Origin of the sequence: Streptomyces glaucescens, assembly GCF_000761215.1 — a bacterium.
Taxonomy (GTDB): domain Bacteria; phylum Actinomycetota; class Actinomycetes; order Streptomycetales; family Streptomycetaceae; genus Streptomyces; species Streptomyces glaucescens_B.
Map to the genome: position 1 here is coordinate 5,042,660 of NZ_CP009438.1, position 16,456 is coordinate 5,059,115.

A 16,456-nucleotide genomic window follows, 5' to 3' on the forward strand; every position below is an offset into this window, starting at 1 on the left:
CACGTTCGTGCTACGGCGCCGCGGGCGGGAAGCGCATTGCATGGGTACGGAAGGGCGCCGCGCGGGGACGCGCCTCACGGGGCGCTACGGCGGTGTGAGCCCGTCCTCGCGCTACAGTGCGCCCTTGCGCGTGAGGTGGTTGAAGGCGAGCCAGCCCGGCAGCACCGGCAGCCACAGGGTCAGCAGCCGGAACAGCAGGACGGACGGGGCGGCGACCTCGCTGGGCAGACCGACGGCGATCAGGCCGACCGTCAGGGTCGCCTCGACGGCCCCCACACCGCCCGGGGTCGGCGCCGCGGAGCCGAGCGCGTTGCCCGCGAGGAACACGACGGCGACGCTGGCGATGCTGATCGAGGTGGTGTCGTCGCCGAACGCACGGATCGAGGCGTCCAGGCACATCACGAAGCAGGCCGTGAGCAGCAGCATGCCGCCGATGCCGGTCATCAGCTTCTGGGGCCGCTGGAGCACGTCCAGCATCCGCGGCACGACTCCCGCGAACAGCGACCTCACGCGCGTGACGACGAATTTCCGCAGGAACGGCACCGACGTCACCACCAGCACCAGCACCGCGACCGTCAGCAGACCCGCGATGACCGTCCGGGACGGCGACAGCGAGGGTGTCTTCTCGGTGCCGGTCAGATAGCCGAAGGACAGCAGCATCAGGATGTGGCAGCCCAGCCCGAACAGCTGCGAGGCGCCGACGCTGGCCACCGCCAGCCCCGGCCGCACCCCCGCGCGCTGGAGGAACCGCGTGTTCAGCGCCACCCCGCCGACCGCGGCCGGTGCCACGATCTTCACGAACGATCCCGCGACCTGCGCCGCCACGGTCCGCGGGAACGGCACTCGCTCCGGCACGAACCCCAGCAGGCTCATCGCCGCGGCCACGTAGCTCAGCGCCGAGAACAGCACCGCCGCCGCCACCCACCCCCACTCGGCGTTGGCCACGAGCGGGCCGAACTCGATGTGGGTGAGCTGCGTCAGCAGGAAGTACGCGCCGATGGCACCGGCGATGAAACTGATCAGCGTGCGCGGCCGGACCCGTTCCAGGCGGGCGGGTTCCACCGGTGCCTGCGGCCTGATCCGCAGCACCTCGTGCCGGATCTGGGTGAGCAGGTCCTCCTCGCGCGCCTCCTCCAGCGCCTCGTCGATGGCCCGCTTCTCGGCCCGGGCCTGCGCCCGCACGGCCTTCTTGCCGGGCTTCTCAACGACGGCCGCGGCCTCTTCGTCCCCGGCCGCCTCCACGCGGGCCAGCTTGGCCTGCCGCGACGCCTCGAGGACCGCCTCGCGCTCCCGCTCGGCCCGCTCCCGGGCCAGCCGGCGCAGTGTCGCGCGCGTGGAGCGGGTCAGGGCGATGGGCTGGAGCATCGGCAGACAGTCGGCCACCGCGTCCGGCCCGAGCACCTCGACGGCGGAGGCCACCGCCCGCTCGGCACCGACCCGCAGCGCGAGGGTGGTCATCAGCTGGGCGACGTCCATGCGCAGCAGCAGGTCGCCGGCCGCGATCTCACCGCCTCGCAGATCGGTGAGGATCACCGTGCCGGAACGATCCACCAGGATCGCGTCGCCGGCGAGCCTGCGGTGCGCGATCCGCCGCGACTGCAGCGCCCGCACCTGGTGCCACGTGTGGCGCAACAGCTCGTCGGTGATCTCCTCGTCGGGCAGGGAGTCGAGGGTGTGTCCGCCGGTGTGCTCGTAGACGAGCATCACCGCGTCGGGGCCGAGCTCGGATGTCGCGATCAGCTTCGGCGCGTTGGCGCCGGCCGCGATGGCGGCGTACGCGAGCAGGGCCTCCTGCTCCAGGGCCTGGCGCAGCGACTGGAGGCTGCGGCGGGTGGCGAAGCCGCGCAGGGTCAGGTTCCGCCACACCCGGTAGAAGAACCCCTGCGCCTGCTGTTCGCGGTCGACGACCGTGACGTCCAGCGGCGGGCCGTCCTCCAGGGTGACGAAGTAACGCCGCCCGCGGTCGCCGCCGTCGGCCGCGTCGGCGGTGTCCTGACGGGCCGCGCTCACCGGGCGGAATCCGACGGTCCGCAGGCCCGCCATCAGCGTCCGTCCCGTGGGCCGGACATTGGGCGAGCCGACCGCGTACAGGGTGCCGTAGGCGACGGTCCAGCCGATCAGCACGGTCAGGATGATCGAGAACGGCGTGGTGTAGCCGGTGACCAGCATCGAGAAGGCGTCGAGGAGCAGCACGATCCACAGCACCGCCCGCCAGCGCGGTCTGCGGGACATGCCCACGGCCGTCATGTACGCGATCACCGGGGCGAGATAGCCGTGCACCGGGTCGGTCAGGGCGTGGATGTCGCCGGGGGAGGGCTGGGTCAGGGCCTCCTGGATGGAGTCCGGGGCGGCCTTGGCGACCCAGAGGTCGGTGGCCAGTGTCACACCGTGGGCGAGGACGGCCGCGAGCACGCCGTCCGCGATCCGCAGCCCGTCGCGCTTGATCAGCCGCTCGATCGCGAAGGCGACCGGCACCAGCAGGATCGCGATGCTGGACGCCAGCCCCGCGATCTTGATGAGCAGGTCGGGAGCCTGGCCGGTGCCCTTGGTGATGTCCTGCTCGAGGCCCGAGGTGGTGCCGTGCGCGAACGCGGCGATCGCCAGCAGCACGGCGACGGCGAGCACGCCCACCAGGAGCCGCATCAGATCCGACGGGCGGTGCACGCGCGCGGGGAGCAGTGGTTCGTCGCCCTCGACCTCGTCGGTCGGGGTGCCGGGGCCGGGGCCGTCGACGCCGCCGGATCCGTCCTCGGAGCCGCCGGGAGCGGCGGGCTCACCGGGACCGCCGTTCCCCGCGGCACGTGGGTCCTGCGGATCCCCGGCGGAGTTCCACCGCGACTGCCGGCCGGAACTCTTCCGCGGGCCCTGCCCTTCCGCGCCCTCGGCGGCGGCGGTGTCCGCGTCACCGGTGTCCGGGTCGCCGGTGTCCGCGTCGGCGGTGTCCGGGCGCGACGACGCATCAGAGGTGCTGTCCGCGTCCTCCGGGTGCACACCCTGCTGCTTCATCGACTCTTCTTGATCTCGTATCACCAGTCACCGCCCGCACGATGGTGGCATGCTCCACCGACACACGGGGGCATCAGGGTGCAAACGCGGGGGCGCACAGTCTGCCCGAAGCACCGCTCCGGGGCGAGGGTCACGCACGGTGGCGACCGCGTCACATTGTCGGTGGCATGCGGCAGGATGGGACGAATGAGCGAGGAGAACCTTCCCGGGGACGCCCGCGCGGAGCACGCCGACGCCCTGCCGGAGTACGCCGAGCGGGTCCTCGACGTCACGGAGATGATCCCGCCCGGGCGCGTGATGACGTACGGCGACGTCGCCGAGTGGCTGGAGGAGGGCGGGCCGCGCCAGGTCGGCCGCGTGATGGCGCTCTACGGCGGAGCCGTTCCCTGGTGGCGCGTCGTCCGCGCGGACGGCGTCCTGCTGCCCGGCCACGAACTGCGCGCCCTGGCGCGGTACCGCGCGGAGGGCACGCCGCTGAAGGAGGCGAGCCGGGCCGCCGAGGGTCACCTGCCGCGGCTCGACATGCGACGGGCGCGGTGGGACGGCGCCGAACGTGCGAAGGGTCACACCTGACAGCTTCCGCCATCGGCCGCGGCCGTGGGGGACGCCTGATCCGTACGGGGGAAACAGGGCACGTCCGCGGCATGACGTACGTTCGAGGGGCAGGGGACGCGAGGGCCCGGTGAGCCCGGGGAGAACAACCGGAAGCCCTGCTTCCGCCCGGTTCGTCGGCGTAGCGTCGGCTCCACGCGTCCCCCTCATCCCGCGGCCACCGCCGTCCCCGCACGGCGATCGGCCCATCCGCACACCCACCAGGACCGGCGAACCACGTGAGCTCCTCTTCCTCCACCAGACGCCTGCCGCACCCCGCGGTGCGACAGGGGAACCGTGGCGCTTACCGGCTCGTCCGCACCCTCCCGGCCCGACTGGATCCCCCTCATCTGGACGCGGCACAGCGCGCCGTGGTTGACCACCGGTCCGGTCCGCTGCTCGTGCTCGCCGGCCCGGGCACCGGCAAGACCACCACGCTCGTGGAGTCCGTGGCCGCGCGGATCGCCCGCGGCGCCGACCCCGAGCGCATCCTCGTGCTGACCTTCAGCCGCAAGGCGGCCGTCGAACTGCGCGACCGCATGGCCCTGCGCATGGGAGCCGCCCGCGCGCCCCGCGCGACGACGTTCCACTCCTTCGGCTACGCCCTGGTCCGTGCCCACCAGGACAGCGACCTGTTCGTCGAGCCGCTGCGACTGCTCTCCGGCCCCGAGCAGGACGTCACCGTCCGTGAGCTGCTCGCCGGACAGCCCGACCTGGAACGGAGTGGACTGGCCCATGTGCGCTGGCCCGACGAGCTGCGCGCCTGCCTGACCACCCGCGGCTTCGCCGACGAGGTCCGCGCGGTGCTCGCCCGCACCCGCGAGCTCGGCCTCGGCCCGGACGCCCTGGACGCCTTCGCCCGGCGCATCGGCCGTCCCGACTGGCAGGCCGCGGCAGCCTTCCTCGCCGAATACCTCGACGTCCTCGACCTGCAAGGAGTCATCGACTACGCCGAACTCGTCCACCGCGCGGTGCTGCTCGCCCGCCGCCCCGAGGTGGCCGCGCGGCTCGCCGGACAGTACGACGCGGTGTACGTGGACGAGTACCAGGACACCGACCCCGCGCAGGTACGGCTGCTGCACGCACTCGCGGGCGGCGGCCGCACCCTCGTGGCCTTCGGCGACCCCGACCAGTCGATCTACGCCTTCCGCGGCGCCGACGTGAACGGCATCCTCGACTTCCCGCACGCCTTCCCCCGCGCGGACGGCCGCCCCGCGCCGGTCCAGGTGCTGCGGACCTCCCGCCGCTCCGGCGCCGGGCTGCTGGCCGCCACCCGGCTGCTGACCCAGCGCATGCCGCTCACCCGGCTCCCCGCCGAGAAGGCGCGCGCCCACCGGGAGCTGACCCCCGTGCGGGACGGCGGCCAGGTGGAGGTGTACACCTACCCGACGCCCGGCACCGAGCTGGACAACATCGCCGACATACTGCGCCGGGCCCATCTGGAGGACGGCGTCCCCTGGAGTGACATGGCCGTCCTGGTGCGCGCCGGTTCACGCACGATCCCGGCGGTGCGCCGCGCCCTCACCGCCGCGGGCGTCCCGCTCGACATCGACGGCGACGACCTCCCCCTGCGGCACGAGCCGGCGGTCGCGCCACTGCTGACCGCGCTGCGGGCGGTGGCCCTGGCGGAGGCCGGCCTCCAGGGCGCCGCCTCTCCCGCGGGCGTCGCTGCCGAGGGGGGCGCCGGAGGCGCCGGAGGTGTCGCTTCCGAAGTGGGCGCGGGCCCGGAGGAGGCCACCCCGCAGGAAGAAGGGGACGCCTCGGGAGCGGGCGCTCAGGGAGCAGCCGCCCAGGGAGCGAGCCACGGGAACCCCGCCGCGCAGGACACCACCCCGGGCGAGGACGCACCGGAGGGTGGCACCCCGGCGGAGACCGCTGCGACGGAGACCGCCCCTATGGACGCCGCCCCGACGGAGACCGCCCCGACGGACGCCGCCCCGACAGGGACCGCCCCGCAGGACCAGCACCAGCCTCCCTGCTGGCTCGACACCGAGACCGCCCTCACCCTGCTCGCCTCCCCCCTCGCCGGCATGGACGCGGCCGACCTGCGGCGCCTCGGGCGTGCCCTGCGCGAGGAGGAGCGAGCGGCGGGCAACCCGGTGCCCCCGCCGTCGGACGTGCTCCTCGCGCGGGCGCTCGCCGAGCCGGAGCGCCTGGTCGCGCACGACCCGGCGTACGCGCGCGGTGCCCAGCGCCTCGGCGCGTTGCTGCGCACGGCACGCGAGCGCCTGGCGCGTGGCGGTACGGCCGAGGAGGCGCTGTGGGACCTGTGGTCGGGCACGCCCTGGCCCGCGCGCCTGGAGCGGGCCGCCCGGCGCGGCGGTGCCGCCGGCCGCAACGCCGACCGTGACCTTGACGCCGTCTGCGCGCTGTTCGCGACCGCCGCCCGCGCGGAGGAGCGCACCGGCGGACGAGGCGCGCTGAACTTCCTGGAGCAGATCGAGGCCGAGGACATCGCCGCCGACACCCTCACCCGGCGCGCCCTGCGCCCCGACGCGGTGCGCCTGATGACGGCGCACCGCGCCAAGGGCCTGGAGTGGCGGCTCGTCGTCGTCGCGGGTGTCCAGGAGGGGCTGTGGCCGGACCTGCGCCGCCGCGGCTCCCTGCTGGAGGCCGACCGCATCGGCCGTGACGGACTGGCCGAACCACTCACCCCGGGCGCGCTGCTGGCCGAGGAGCGCCGGCTCTTCTACGTCGCCGCCACGCGCGCGCGGGAGCGGCTCGTCGTCACCGCGGTGAAGGCCCCCGCCGACGACGGCGACCAGCCCTCCCGTTTCCTCACGGAACTGGGTGTCGAGCCGAAGGACGTCACCGGCCGCCCGCGCCGGCCGCTGTCGGTCGCCGCGCTGGTCGCCGAACTGCGCGCCACGACCGTCGACCCGCGCGTGTCGGAACCGCTGCGGAAGGCAGCAGCCCACCGGCTGGCCCGGCTCGCCGCACTGGCGGACGAGGACGGCCGGCCCCTGGTGCCCTCCGCCCACCCCTACCGCTGGTGGGGCATGTTCGAGCCCACCGAGAGCAAGGTGCCGCTGCGCCACCGCGACCAGCCCGTCGTGCTGTCCGGCAGTGCCCTCGACCAGCTCGCCAACACCTGCGCCCTGCAGTGGTTCCTGGGCCGCGAGGTGAAGGCCGACGCGCCCGCCACCGCCGCCCAGGGCTTCGGCAACGTGGTGCACGTCCTCGCCGACGAGGTCGCCTCCGGGCGCACCCCGGCCGACCTGGACGTCCTCATGGAGCGCCTGGACTCCGTCTGGAACGCCCTCGCCTTCGACGCACCGTGGAAGTCGGCGCAGGAGAAGGAGCACGCGCGCGTGGCGCTCGAACGCTTCCTGAAGTGGCACGTCATGGACCGCACCGGACGCACTCCGGTGGCCAGCGAGCACGACTTCGACGTGACGCTGAAGGCCGGTGACTACGAGGTGCGCATCCGCGGCCAGATGGACCGCGTCGAGGCGGACGGTGAGGGCCGGGCGTACGTCGTCGACTTCAAGACCGGCAAGCAGGCGCCCAGCGCCGCCGAGGTGGCCCGCCACCCCCAGCTCGCCGTCTACCAGCTCGCCGTCCGCGAGGGCGCCGTGGACGACGTCTTCGACGGGGTACGGCCCGAGCCGGGCGGCGCCGAACTCGTCCAGCTGCGCCAGGGCGCCGCGAAACGGGACGGCGGAGAGACCCTGCCCAAGGTGCAGGCGCAGGAAGCCCTGGAGGGGGCGGGCGGGGAGTGGGTCGGGGACTTGCTGGCCACGGCCGCCGGCAAGGTGCTCGACGAGCGGTTCGCCCCGACCACCGGCCAGCACTGCACGCACTGCGCGTTCCGGGCGTCGTGCAGCGCCCGGCCGGAAGGCCGCCACGTCGTCGAGTGAGACCGGTGTGACGATCCACACCACCCGTGCTGACCTGCGCCTCCGTGCTCCCCGGGGACGATTCGGCACCGACTGTCAGTGCCCGCCGCTAGCCTCTCTGAGGTGCCCGCGCGTATCACCGACCCCGAGCAGCTCAAGGAGCTCCTCGGCATCCCCTTCACCCCGGAGCAGACGGCCTGCATCACCGCGCCGCCCGCCCCGCAGGTGATCGTGGCCGGAGCGGGCTCCGGCAAGACCACGGTCATGGCGGCCCGCGTGGTGTGGCTGGTCGGCACCGGCCAGGTCGCGCCCGAGCAGGTCCTCGGCCTGACCTTCACCAACAAGGCCGCCGGCGAGCTCGCCGAACGCGTCCGCAAGGCGCTGATCAAGGCGGGCGTCACCGATCCGGACCTCATCGACCCGGACGCCCCGCCGGGCGAGCCGGTGATCTCGACGTACCACGCCTTCGCGGGCCGCCTGCTGACCGACCACGGCCTGCGCATCGGCCTGGAGCCGTCCTCCCGCCTGCTCGCCGACGCCACCCGCTACCAGCTCGCCGCGCGTGTGCTGCGCGAGGCCCCGGGCCCCTATCCGTCGCTGACCCGCTCCTTCGCGGACCTGGTCAGCGACCTCCTCACCCTCGACTCGGAGCTGGCCGAGCATCTCGTACGCCCCGAGGACCTCCGCGCGTGGGACGCGGAGCTGCTGCGCACCCTCCAGGACGTCAAGCTGACCAACGCCGACCTGCGGAAGGTCCCCGAGACGGCTGGGGCGCGGCGGGAACTCGCCGAGCTGGTGCTGCGCTACCGGGCCGCCAAGCGGGAACGGGACCTGCTCGACTTCGGCGACCAGATCGCCCTCGCCGCCCGCCTCGGCGAGCTGCCCGAGGTGGGGCGCGTCCTGCGCGACGAGTTCCGCGTGGTGCTCCTCGACGAGTACCAGGACACCTCGGTCGCCCAGCGCGTCCTCCTCGCCGGCCTCTTCGGCGGCGGGACCGGCCACCCGGTGACCGCCGTCGGCGACCCCTGCCAGGCGATCTACGGCTGGCGAGGCGCCTCCGTCGCCAACCTCGACGACTTCCCCGAGCACTTCCCGCACGCCGACGGCCGCCCCGCCACTCGCCAGGCGCTCAGCGAGAACCGCCGCAGCGGCGGCCGTCTCCTCGACCTCGCCAACGGCCTCGCCGAGCCGCTGCGCGCCATGCACGCGGGGGTGGAGGCGCTGCGCCCCGCGCCCGGTGCCGAACGCGACGGCGTGGTCCGCTGTGCGCTGCTGCGCACCCACGCGGAGGAGATCGACTGGATGGCCGACTCCATCGCCCACCTGGTGAACACGGGCAAGGCACCGGGCGAGATCGCCGTCCTGTGCCGCACGGCGACCGACTTCGCCGAGATCCAGGGCGCACTCGTCGCCCGGGACGTCCCCGTGGAGGTGGTCGGCCTGTCCGGGCTGCTGCACCTGCCCGAGGTCGCCGACCTGGTCGCCGTCTGCGAGGTCCTGCAGGACCCGGGAGCCAACGCCGCCCTCGTCCGCCTGCTGACCGGCCCCCGCTGGCGCATCGGCCCGCGCGACCTCGCCCTGCTCGGGCGGCGCGCCCGGCTGCTGGTGGCCCACGCGCGCGTGGACGCCGGCGACGACCCCGACCGGCGGCTCGCCGAGGCCGTGGAGGGCGTCGACCCGGCCGAGGTCATCTCGCTCGCGGACGCCCTCGACACCTTCCTGGAGACCCCGCTGGAGGGCGGCGGGGACGACGACGGACTGCCCTTCTCGCCGGACGCGCGGGTGCGCTTCGCCCGCCTCGCCGCCGAGCTGCGCGACCTGCGGCGCTCGCTCGCCGACCCGCTCATGGACGTGCTGCACCGCGTCCTCGCGGTCACCGGCCTCGAGGTGGAGCTGTCCGCGTCCCCGCACGCGCTCGCCGCCCGCCGCCGCGAGACCCTGTCGAACTTCCTGGACGTCGCCGCCTCCTTCGCCGCCCACGAGAGCGAGGCGTCCCTGCTGGCCTTCCTCGGCTTCCTGCGCACCGCCGCGCAGTACGAGAAGGGCCTCGACAACGCGCTGCCCGGCGGCGAGAACACCGTCAAGGTGCTCACCGCGCACAAGTCCAAGGGCCTGGAGTGGGACGTCGTCGCCGTCCCCGGCCTGGTCACCGGCACCTTCCCGAGCGCACAGGGCCGCGAGAAGTGGACCGCCCAGGCCAAGGTGCTGCCGCACGAGCTGCGCGGCGACGCCGACACCCTCCCCGACGTCGAGACGTGGGACTCGCGCGGCATGAGGGCCTTCCACGAGGCCATGAAGGAGCACCAGCACACCGAGGAGCTGCGCCTCGGCTACGTGACCTTCACCCGCCCGCGCTCCCTGCTCCTGGGCTCCGGGCACTGGTGGGGCCCCACCCAGAAGAAGCCGCGCGGGCCCTCCGACTTCCTGCTGGCCCTCCACGACCACTGCGCCGCGGGGCACGGCGAGATCGAGGTCTGGGCGGACGAACCGGGCGAGGACGAGGAGAACCCGGCCCTGCGCCAGGCCGCCGCCGAGCAGGCCTGGCCGCTGCCCCTGGACGACACGGCGCTGACCCGCCGCCGGGCCGCCGCCGAGACGGTCCTCGCCCACCTCGACGCCCTCGCCGCAGAGCCCGGCCGCCCGACGGCCGCGCACGACCCCGACACCCACGACGACCCGGAGTGGCCTCCGCCCCCGGACGAGGACGACTTCCCGTACGACGAGGAGCCGTACGACGAGGACCCCTACGCAGACGAGCCGTACGCCGACGAGTACGCCCCCGCTCCGGAGGCCCTCGCCGACGCCCAGGCCGCCGACGCCCCGGCCGGCTGGGATTCCCGGACCACCGCCCGCCGGCCCGCTCCCACACCCCGCCCGACCGTCCCCCACCAGCCGGCGCCCGGCGACCGCGGTCCGAACGGGGGACCCGGGCTCACCCCGGAGGAGGCCCGGATCGTCGCCTCCTGGGACCGCGATCTCGACGCCCTCACCGGCGAACTGCTGCGCGCCCGGGAGAGCGTCACGGAGGTCGTCCTGCCCGCGTCCCTGACGGCGACCCAGCTGCTGCGGCTGGCCGCCGACCCCGACGGCTTCGCGCAGGAGCTGGCCCGTCCCATGCCCCGCCCGCCGCAGCCCGCCGCCCGCCGGGGCACCCGCTTCCACGCCTGGGTGGAGTCCCGCTTCGAAGCGCTGACCCTGCCCCTGCTGGAGCCGGAGGAGCTGCCCGGCACCGAGGCGGAGATCGCCGACGAACGCGACCTCGAAGCGCTGAAGGAGGCCTTCGAGCGCACCGAGTACGCCCGCCGCACACCGCACCGCGTGGAGGCGCCGTTCCAGATCACCATCGCCGGACGCGTCGTACGGGGCCGTATCGACGCCGTCTACCGGGACGGCGACGACGAGCACGCGACGTACGAGATCGTCGACTGGAAGACCGGCCGCGACCACAGCGGGGACCCCCTCCAGCTCGCCCTGTACCGGCTCGCCTGGGCCGAGCAGCAGGGCGTGCCGCCGGAGTCGGTCACGGCGGCGTTCGTGTACGTGCGCAGTGGCGAGGTCGTCCGGCCCGGCCACCTGCCGGGCCGGGCGGCGCTCGAGGCGTTGCTGCGGGAGGACTCCCCGGACGGGGTGCCGCGGCAGCCGCCCGGTGACGAACCGCACGATCGGGCCGTCGGTGCGGGCCGATAGGCTCGTGACCATGAGCCAGACCCCGGACAGCGCCGTCCGCGCGTACATCGACCAGCACCGCAAGGCCTTCCTCGACGACCTCGCCGAGTGGCTGCGCATACCGTCGGTGTCCGCCCAGCCGCACCACGCGCCCGACGTGCGGCGCAGTGCCGACTGGCTCGCCGGGAAACTCGAGGAGACCGGTTTCCCGACCGCCGAGGTCTGGCAGACCCCGGGCGCCCCCGCCGTGTACGCCGAGTGGCCCTCCGACGACCCGGCCGCGCCGACCGTCCTCGTCTACGGCCACCACGACGTGCAGCCCGCCGCCCGCGAGGACGGCTGGGACAGCGAGCCCTTCGAGCCCGTCGTCCGCGACAACCGGCTCTACGCGCGCGGGGCCGCCGACGACAAGGGCCAGGTCTTCTTCCACACCCTCGGCGTGCGCGCCCACCTCGCCGCCACCGGCCGCAACGTCCCGGCCGTCCACCTGAAGCTGCTGATCGAGGGCGAGGAGGAGTCCGGCTCCCCGCACTTCCGCGCCCTCGTCGAGGAGCACGCCGACCGGCTCGCCGCCGACGCGGTGATCGTCTCCGACACCGGCATGTGGTCCGAGGACACCCCCACGGTGTGCACCGGCATGCGCGGCCTCGCCGAGTGCGAGATCCGGCTGTACGGCCCCGACCAGGACATCCACTCCGGGTCCTTCGGCGGCGCCGTGCCCAATCCGGCGACCGCCGCGGCCCGCCTGGTCGCCGCGCTCCACGACGAGCAGGGGCGGGTGGCCGTCCCGGGCTTCTACGACGGAGTGGTGGAGCTCACCGACCGCGAGCGGGAACTCTTCGCCGAGCTGCCCTTCGACGAGGAGCGGTGGCTGCGCACCGCCAAGTCGCACGCCGCCCAGGGCGAGGCCGGATACACCACCCTGGAGCGCGTCTGGGCCCGCCCCACCGCCGAGGTCAACGGCATCGGCGGCGGCTACCAGGGCGCCGGCAGCAAGACGATCATCCCGGCGAGCGCCATGGTGAAGCTGTCCTTCCGGCTCGTCGCGGGCCAGGACCTCGACCACATCGAGCGGATCGTCCGCGCGTGGGCCGCCGACCGGCTGCCCGCCGGCATCCGGCACGAGATCGCCTTCTCCGCGGGCACGCGCCCGTGTCTGACCCCGCTGGACCACCCGGCCCTGCAGTCCGTGGCGCGGGCCATGGGCCGCGCGTTCGGCACGACGGTCCGCTTCACCCGCGAGGGCGGCTCCGGACCGGCCGCCGACCTCCAGGACGTCCTGGGCGCACCCGTCCTCTTCCTGGGTATCTCCGTCCCCTCCGACGGCTGGCACGCCCCGAACGAGAAGGTCGAACTGGACCTGCTCCTGAAGGGCGCCGAGACCGGCGCGTACCTGTGGGGTGATCTCGCGGCGAACTGGCGCCATGCCCGCTGAGCCCGCCCAGCCGTCCGGACCCCCGCACCGCGCGGGGCACACTGGAAGGGCCGCCACACACCACCGAGCCCTGCCGGACCCGGTCGATCCCGCACGAACGACCCGCCGAACCGCCCGCCGAACCGAACCGTTGCACCGGGGGAGTTGGAAGCACCCGTGACCACCTGGACCGACCACACCGCCGACCGGCCCATCTCGCTCACCGCCCCGAGCGGCATCGACCGGGCCGCCCACCACCGGCTCGACGAGGCCTGGCTCGCAGCGGCGTGGAGCCACCCGACCACCCGCTGCTTCGTGGTCTCCGGCGGCCAGGTCCTCATCGACGAGACAGCGGACGGGCGCACCGAACTCGTCATGACCCCGTCCTTCGAGGCCCCGCTCACCGAGGCCCACCGCTACTTCCTGGGCATCGACGAGGACGGCGTCAGCTACTTCGCGCTCCAGAAGGACGCCCTGCCGGGCCGGATCGACCAGTCCGCCCGCCCGGCCGGCCTGCGGGAGGCCGGGCTGCTGCTGTCCCCGCGCGACGCCGGGCTGATGGTGCACGCCGTCGGCCTGGAGAACTGGCAGCGCACCCACCGCTTCTGCTCCCGCTGCGGTGAGCGCACCGTGATCGCCGCCGCCGGCCACATCCGCCGCTGCCCCGCCTGCGGCGCCGAGCACTACCCGCGCACCGACCCGGCCGTGATCATGGCCGTCACCGACGAGGACGACCGCATCCTCCTCGGCCGGCAGGTGCACTGGCCCGAGGGCCGCTTCTCGACCCTCGCCGGCTTCGTCGAACCGGGCGAGTCCATCGAGCAGGCGGTGCGCCGCGAGGTGGCCGAGGAGGTGGGCGTGAGCGTCGGCCGGGTCGAGTACGTGGCCAGCCAGCCCTGGCCCTTCCCGTCCAGCCTCATGCTCGGCTTCATGGCCCGCGCCACCTCCACCGACATCGACGTCGACGGTGACGAGATCCACGAGGCCCGCTGGTTCTCCCGCGACGAGCTGGGCGCCGCCTTCGAGTCCGGCGAGGTGCTGCCGCCCTACGGCATCTCGATCGCGGCCCGCCTGATCGAGCTGTGGTACGGCAAGCCGCTGCCGATGCGGAGCATGATCTGACACACGAAGGCGGCCCCCCGGAAGATCCTGGGGGCCGCCTTCGTCGTGTCGCGCCGGAATCGCCGTCAGACGCCGATCTTCTGCTTGACCTGCGCCAGCGACGGGTTCGTCAGGGTGCTCCCGTCCGGGAACAGCACGGTCGGCACGGTCTGGTTCCCGCCGTTCGCCTTCTCCACGAACGCGGCCGACTCCGGGTCCTGCTCGATGTTGATCTCTTCGTACGTGATGCCCTCGCGGTCGAGCTGGCTCTTCAGCCGACGGCAGTAGCCGCACCACGTGGTGCTGTACATCGTCACAGTGCCCGGCATGTCTTCGCGCTCCTTCAGCGGGTCGGGGACAGGTGCTTCGCAGGGGGAACGTACTTGAAAGCGCCACCATTCCCGCGGCCGCCTTGGCCGATGCGTCACCTCCGCCCGAAGTGATAAGTACGACCGCGAGGCCCCGCCTGTGGACAACCGGCTCAGCCGTCTCCCCCGACCTGGCAGCATGGCTGTGTGACAGCAGCAACGCACCCCCCTCTCATCCCGCAGGTCCCCGACTCGGCCGACGCGGTGCTCGAAGGGCTCGACCCGGAGCAGCGTGAGGTCGCCACCGCGCTGCACGGCCCGGTGTGCGTTCTCGCGGGAGCGGGCACGGGCAAGACCCGGGCCATCACCCATCGCATCGCCTACGGGGTGCGGGCCGGGATCCTCCAGCCCTCCAGCGTGCTCGCCGTCACCTTCACCAACCGCGCCGCCGGCGAGATGCGCGGCCGGCTCCGCCAGCTCGGCGCCACCGGCGTCCAGGCCCGCACCTTCCACTCCGCGGCGCTCCGGCAGCTCCAGTACTTCTGGCCGAAAGCGATCGGCGGCTCCCTGCCCCGGCTCGTCGACCGCAAGATCCAGCTCGTCGCGGACGCGGCCGCCGCCTGCCGCATCCGTCTCGACCGGGGCGAGCTGCGGGACGTCACAGCGGAGATCGAATGGTCCAAGGTCACCCAGACCGTCCCCGCCGACTACGCGCTCGCAGCAGCGAAGGCCGGCCGGGAGGTGCCTCGCGACCCCGCGGAGATCGCCCAGCTCTACTCGGCGTACGAGGACCTCAAGCGCGACCGCGCGGTCATCGACTTCGAGGACGTTCTGCTGCTGACCGTCGCCATCCTCCAGGACCGGCAGGACATCGCCGAACAGGTGCGCGCCCAGTACCAGCACTTCGTGGTGGACGAGTACCAGGACGTCAGCCCCCTGCAGCAGCGCCTGCTGGAACTGTGGCTCGGCGACCGGGACAGCCTGTGCGTGGTCGGTGACGCCAGCCAGACGATCTATTCGTTCACGGGAGCAACCCCCGACCACTTGCTCGACTTCCGCGTCAAGCACCCGCACGCCACCGTCGTCAAGCTGGTCCGCGACTACCGCTCCACGCCCCAGGTCGTCCGCCTCGCCAACGGCCTCCTCGCCCAGGCCCGCGGCCGGGCCGCCGACCACCGGCTGGAACTCGTCTCCCAGCGCCCCGCCGGCCCCGAGCCGGTCCACACCGAGTACACCGACGAACCCGCCGAGGCCGAGGGCGCCGCCCGCCGCATCCGCGACCTCCTCGACGCCGGCACACCGGCGAGCGAGATCGCCGTCCTGTTCCGCACCAACGCCCAGTCGGAGACCTACGAGCAGGCTCTCGCGGACGCCGGGATCCCGTATCAGCTGCGCGGCGCCGAGCGGTTCTTCGACCGCCCGGAGGTCCGCAAGGCGGGCGTCGCGCTGCGCGGCGCGGCCCGCTTCGGCGGGAACGACTCGGCCCTGGACGAGGCCGTCGACCTGCCCTCCCAGGTCCGGGCCGTGCTCTCCGCCGACGGCTGGACCCCCCAGCCCCCTGCCGGGTCCGGAGCCGTCAGAGAACGCTGGGAGTCCCTGGCGGCCCTGGTCAACCTGGCCCAGGACTTCGCCGCCGCCCAGCCCGGCGCCACCCTCGCCGACTTCGTCGCGGAACTCGACGAGCGGGCAGGCGCCCAGCACGCCCCGACCGTGCAGGGCGTCACCCTCGCCTCGCTGCACTCGGCCAAGGGCCTGGAGTGGGACGTCGTCTTCCTGGTCGGTGTCGCCGAGGGCATGATGCCGATCACCTACGCCAGGACGGACGAGCAGATCGAGGAGGAGCGCCGCCTCCTGTACGTCGGCGTCACACGGGCCCGCACCCATCTGTACGTCTCCTGGTCGCTCGCCCGCTCGCCCGGCGGCCGCCCCAGCCGGCGTCCCAGCCGGTTCCTCGACGGTCTGCGCCCCGGCTCGGGAAGCGCCGCAGGCCGCGGCGCGACGAGCAGCGGGGCGGGGGGCGTCGAGCGCGGGTTCGCGGGCCGGACCGAGACCGCGCCCCGGCGCACCCGGCGTACCCCGGCCCGTTGCCGGGTGTGCGGGCGCACCCTCACCGACGCCGGTGAGCTGAAGCTGCTGCGCTGCGAGGAGTGCCCGTCCGACATGGACGAGGGACTGTACGAGCGGCTGCGCGAGTGGCGCGCGGAACAGGCACGGCGCAGCGGCCAGCCCGCGTTCTGCGTCTTCACCGACAAGACGCTGATGGCGATCGCCGAGACGGTCCCCGACGACGCGGGCGAACTGGCGCGGATCCCCGGTGTGGGAGCGCGCAAGCTCAACCGCTACGGAGCCGACGTGCTGGCCCTCTGCGCGGGCCGTGATCCCGGCGAAGGACCCGCGGAAGAACCCCGGGAAGGAGAGGGCGGGGACTGATACGAACTCGTCGGAAAAATAGTTTGCGCATGCCCCGGCGATCCCCATAGGTTCTTAGCCGTGGGAACGGCGGCCTTCTCGGAGGCGCCGATTCCGTGTTG

The 16,456-nt window shown here is 74.0% G+C and carries 8 protein-coding genes; 6 read left to right on the forward strand and 2 right to left on the reverse strand.

All coding sequences use genetic code 11. The annotated features are described in order from the left end of the window. Positions 1-111 precede the first annotated feature (111 nt). On the reverse strand, positions 112-3,006 hold the full coding sequence (locus tag SGLAU_RS21965) for a lysylphosphatidylglycerol synthase transmembrane domain-containing protein (RefSeq protein ID WP_043503940.1): 2,895 nt from the start codon (positions 3,004-3,006) through the stop codon (positions 112-114). A gap of 186 nt (positions 3,007-3,192) precedes the next feature. Here SGLAU_RS21965 and SGLAU_RS21970 point away from each other — a divergent pair, with 186 nt between their 5' ends. The 5 genes from SGLAU_RS21970 to nudC all read left to right on the forward strand — a co-directional run bounded on the left by SGLAU_RS21970 (position 3,193) and on the right by nudC (position 13,638). Further along, positions 3,193-3,579 (forward strand): MGMT family protein, encoded by a 387-nt coding sequence (locus SGLAU_RS21970; protein WP_043503941.1) that lies wholly within the window; start codon positions 3,193-3,195, stop codon positions 3,577-3,579. A gap of 257 nt (positions 3,580-3,836) precedes the next feature. Beyond that, on the forward strand, positions 3,837-7,457 hold the full coding sequence (locus SGLAU_RS21975; RefSeq protein WP_078957834.1) for a UvrD-helicase domain-containing protein: 3,621 nt from the start codon (positions 3,837-3,839) through the stop codon (positions 7,455-7,457). Between the two features lie 102 nt (positions 7,458-7,559). Then, a complete protein-coding gene (locus SGLAU_RS21980; protein ID WP_043503943.1) occupies positions 7,560-11,123 on the forward strand; it encodes an ATP-dependent DNA helicase in 3,564 nt (1,187 codons plus the stop codon). Between the two features lie 10 nt (positions 11,124-11,133). Continuing rightward, positions 11,134-12,537, forward strand: a complete 1,404-nt coding sequence (locus SGLAU_RS21985) for a dipeptidase (protein WP_043506898.1) — start codon at positions 11,134-11,136, stop codon at positions 12,535-12,537. 156 nt (positions 12,538-12,693) lie between these two features. Further along, the gene (nudC, locus tag SGLAU_RS21990) at positions 12,694-13,638 is read left to right on the forward strand and encodes an NAD(+) diphosphatase (RefSeq protein ID WP_043503945.1); all 945 of its coding nucleotides are present in this window, start codon (positions 12,694-12,696) and stop codon (positions 13,636-13,638) included. A gap of 65 nt (positions 13,639-13,703) precedes the next feature. Here the strand turns inward: nudC and SGLAU_RS21995 are convergent, their stop codons facing one another. Continuing rightward, on the reverse strand, positions 13,704-13,946 hold the full coding sequence (locus SGLAU_RS21995) for a mycoredoxin (RefSeq protein ID WP_043503946.1): 243 nt from the start codon (positions 13,944-13,946) through the stop codon (positions 13,704-13,706). A gap of 186 nt (positions 13,947-14,132) precedes the next feature. Between SGLAU_RS21995 and SGLAU_RS22000 the strand changes: the two genes are divergently transcribed. Further along, positions 14,133-16,355: an ATP-dependent DNA helicase UvrD2 gene (locus SGLAU_RS22000; RefSeq protein WP_052413851.1), complete on the forward strand. Its 2,223-nt coding sequence runs from the start codon at positions 14,133-14,135 to the stop codon at positions 16,353-16,355. Positions 16,356-16,456 lie beyond the last annotated feature (101 nt).

Coding starts and splice junctions, on each gene's coding strand:
- SGLAU_RS21985 (WP_043506898.1), top strand. CDS start 11,134: ATGAGCCAGACCCCGGACAGCGCCGTCCGCGCGTACATCGACCAGCAC.
- SGLAU_RS21965 (WP_043503940.1), bottom strand. CDS start 3,006: ATGAAGCAGCAGGGTGTGCACCCGGAGGACGCGGACAGCACCTCTGAT.
- SGLAU_RS21995 (WP_043503946.1), bottom strand. CDS start 13,946: ATGCCGGGCACTGTGACGATGTACAGCACCACGTGGTGCGGCTACTGC.
- SGLAU_RS21970 (WP_043503941.1), top strand. CDS start 3,193: ATGAGCGAGGAGAACCTTCCCGGGGACGCCCGCGCGGAGCACGCCGAC.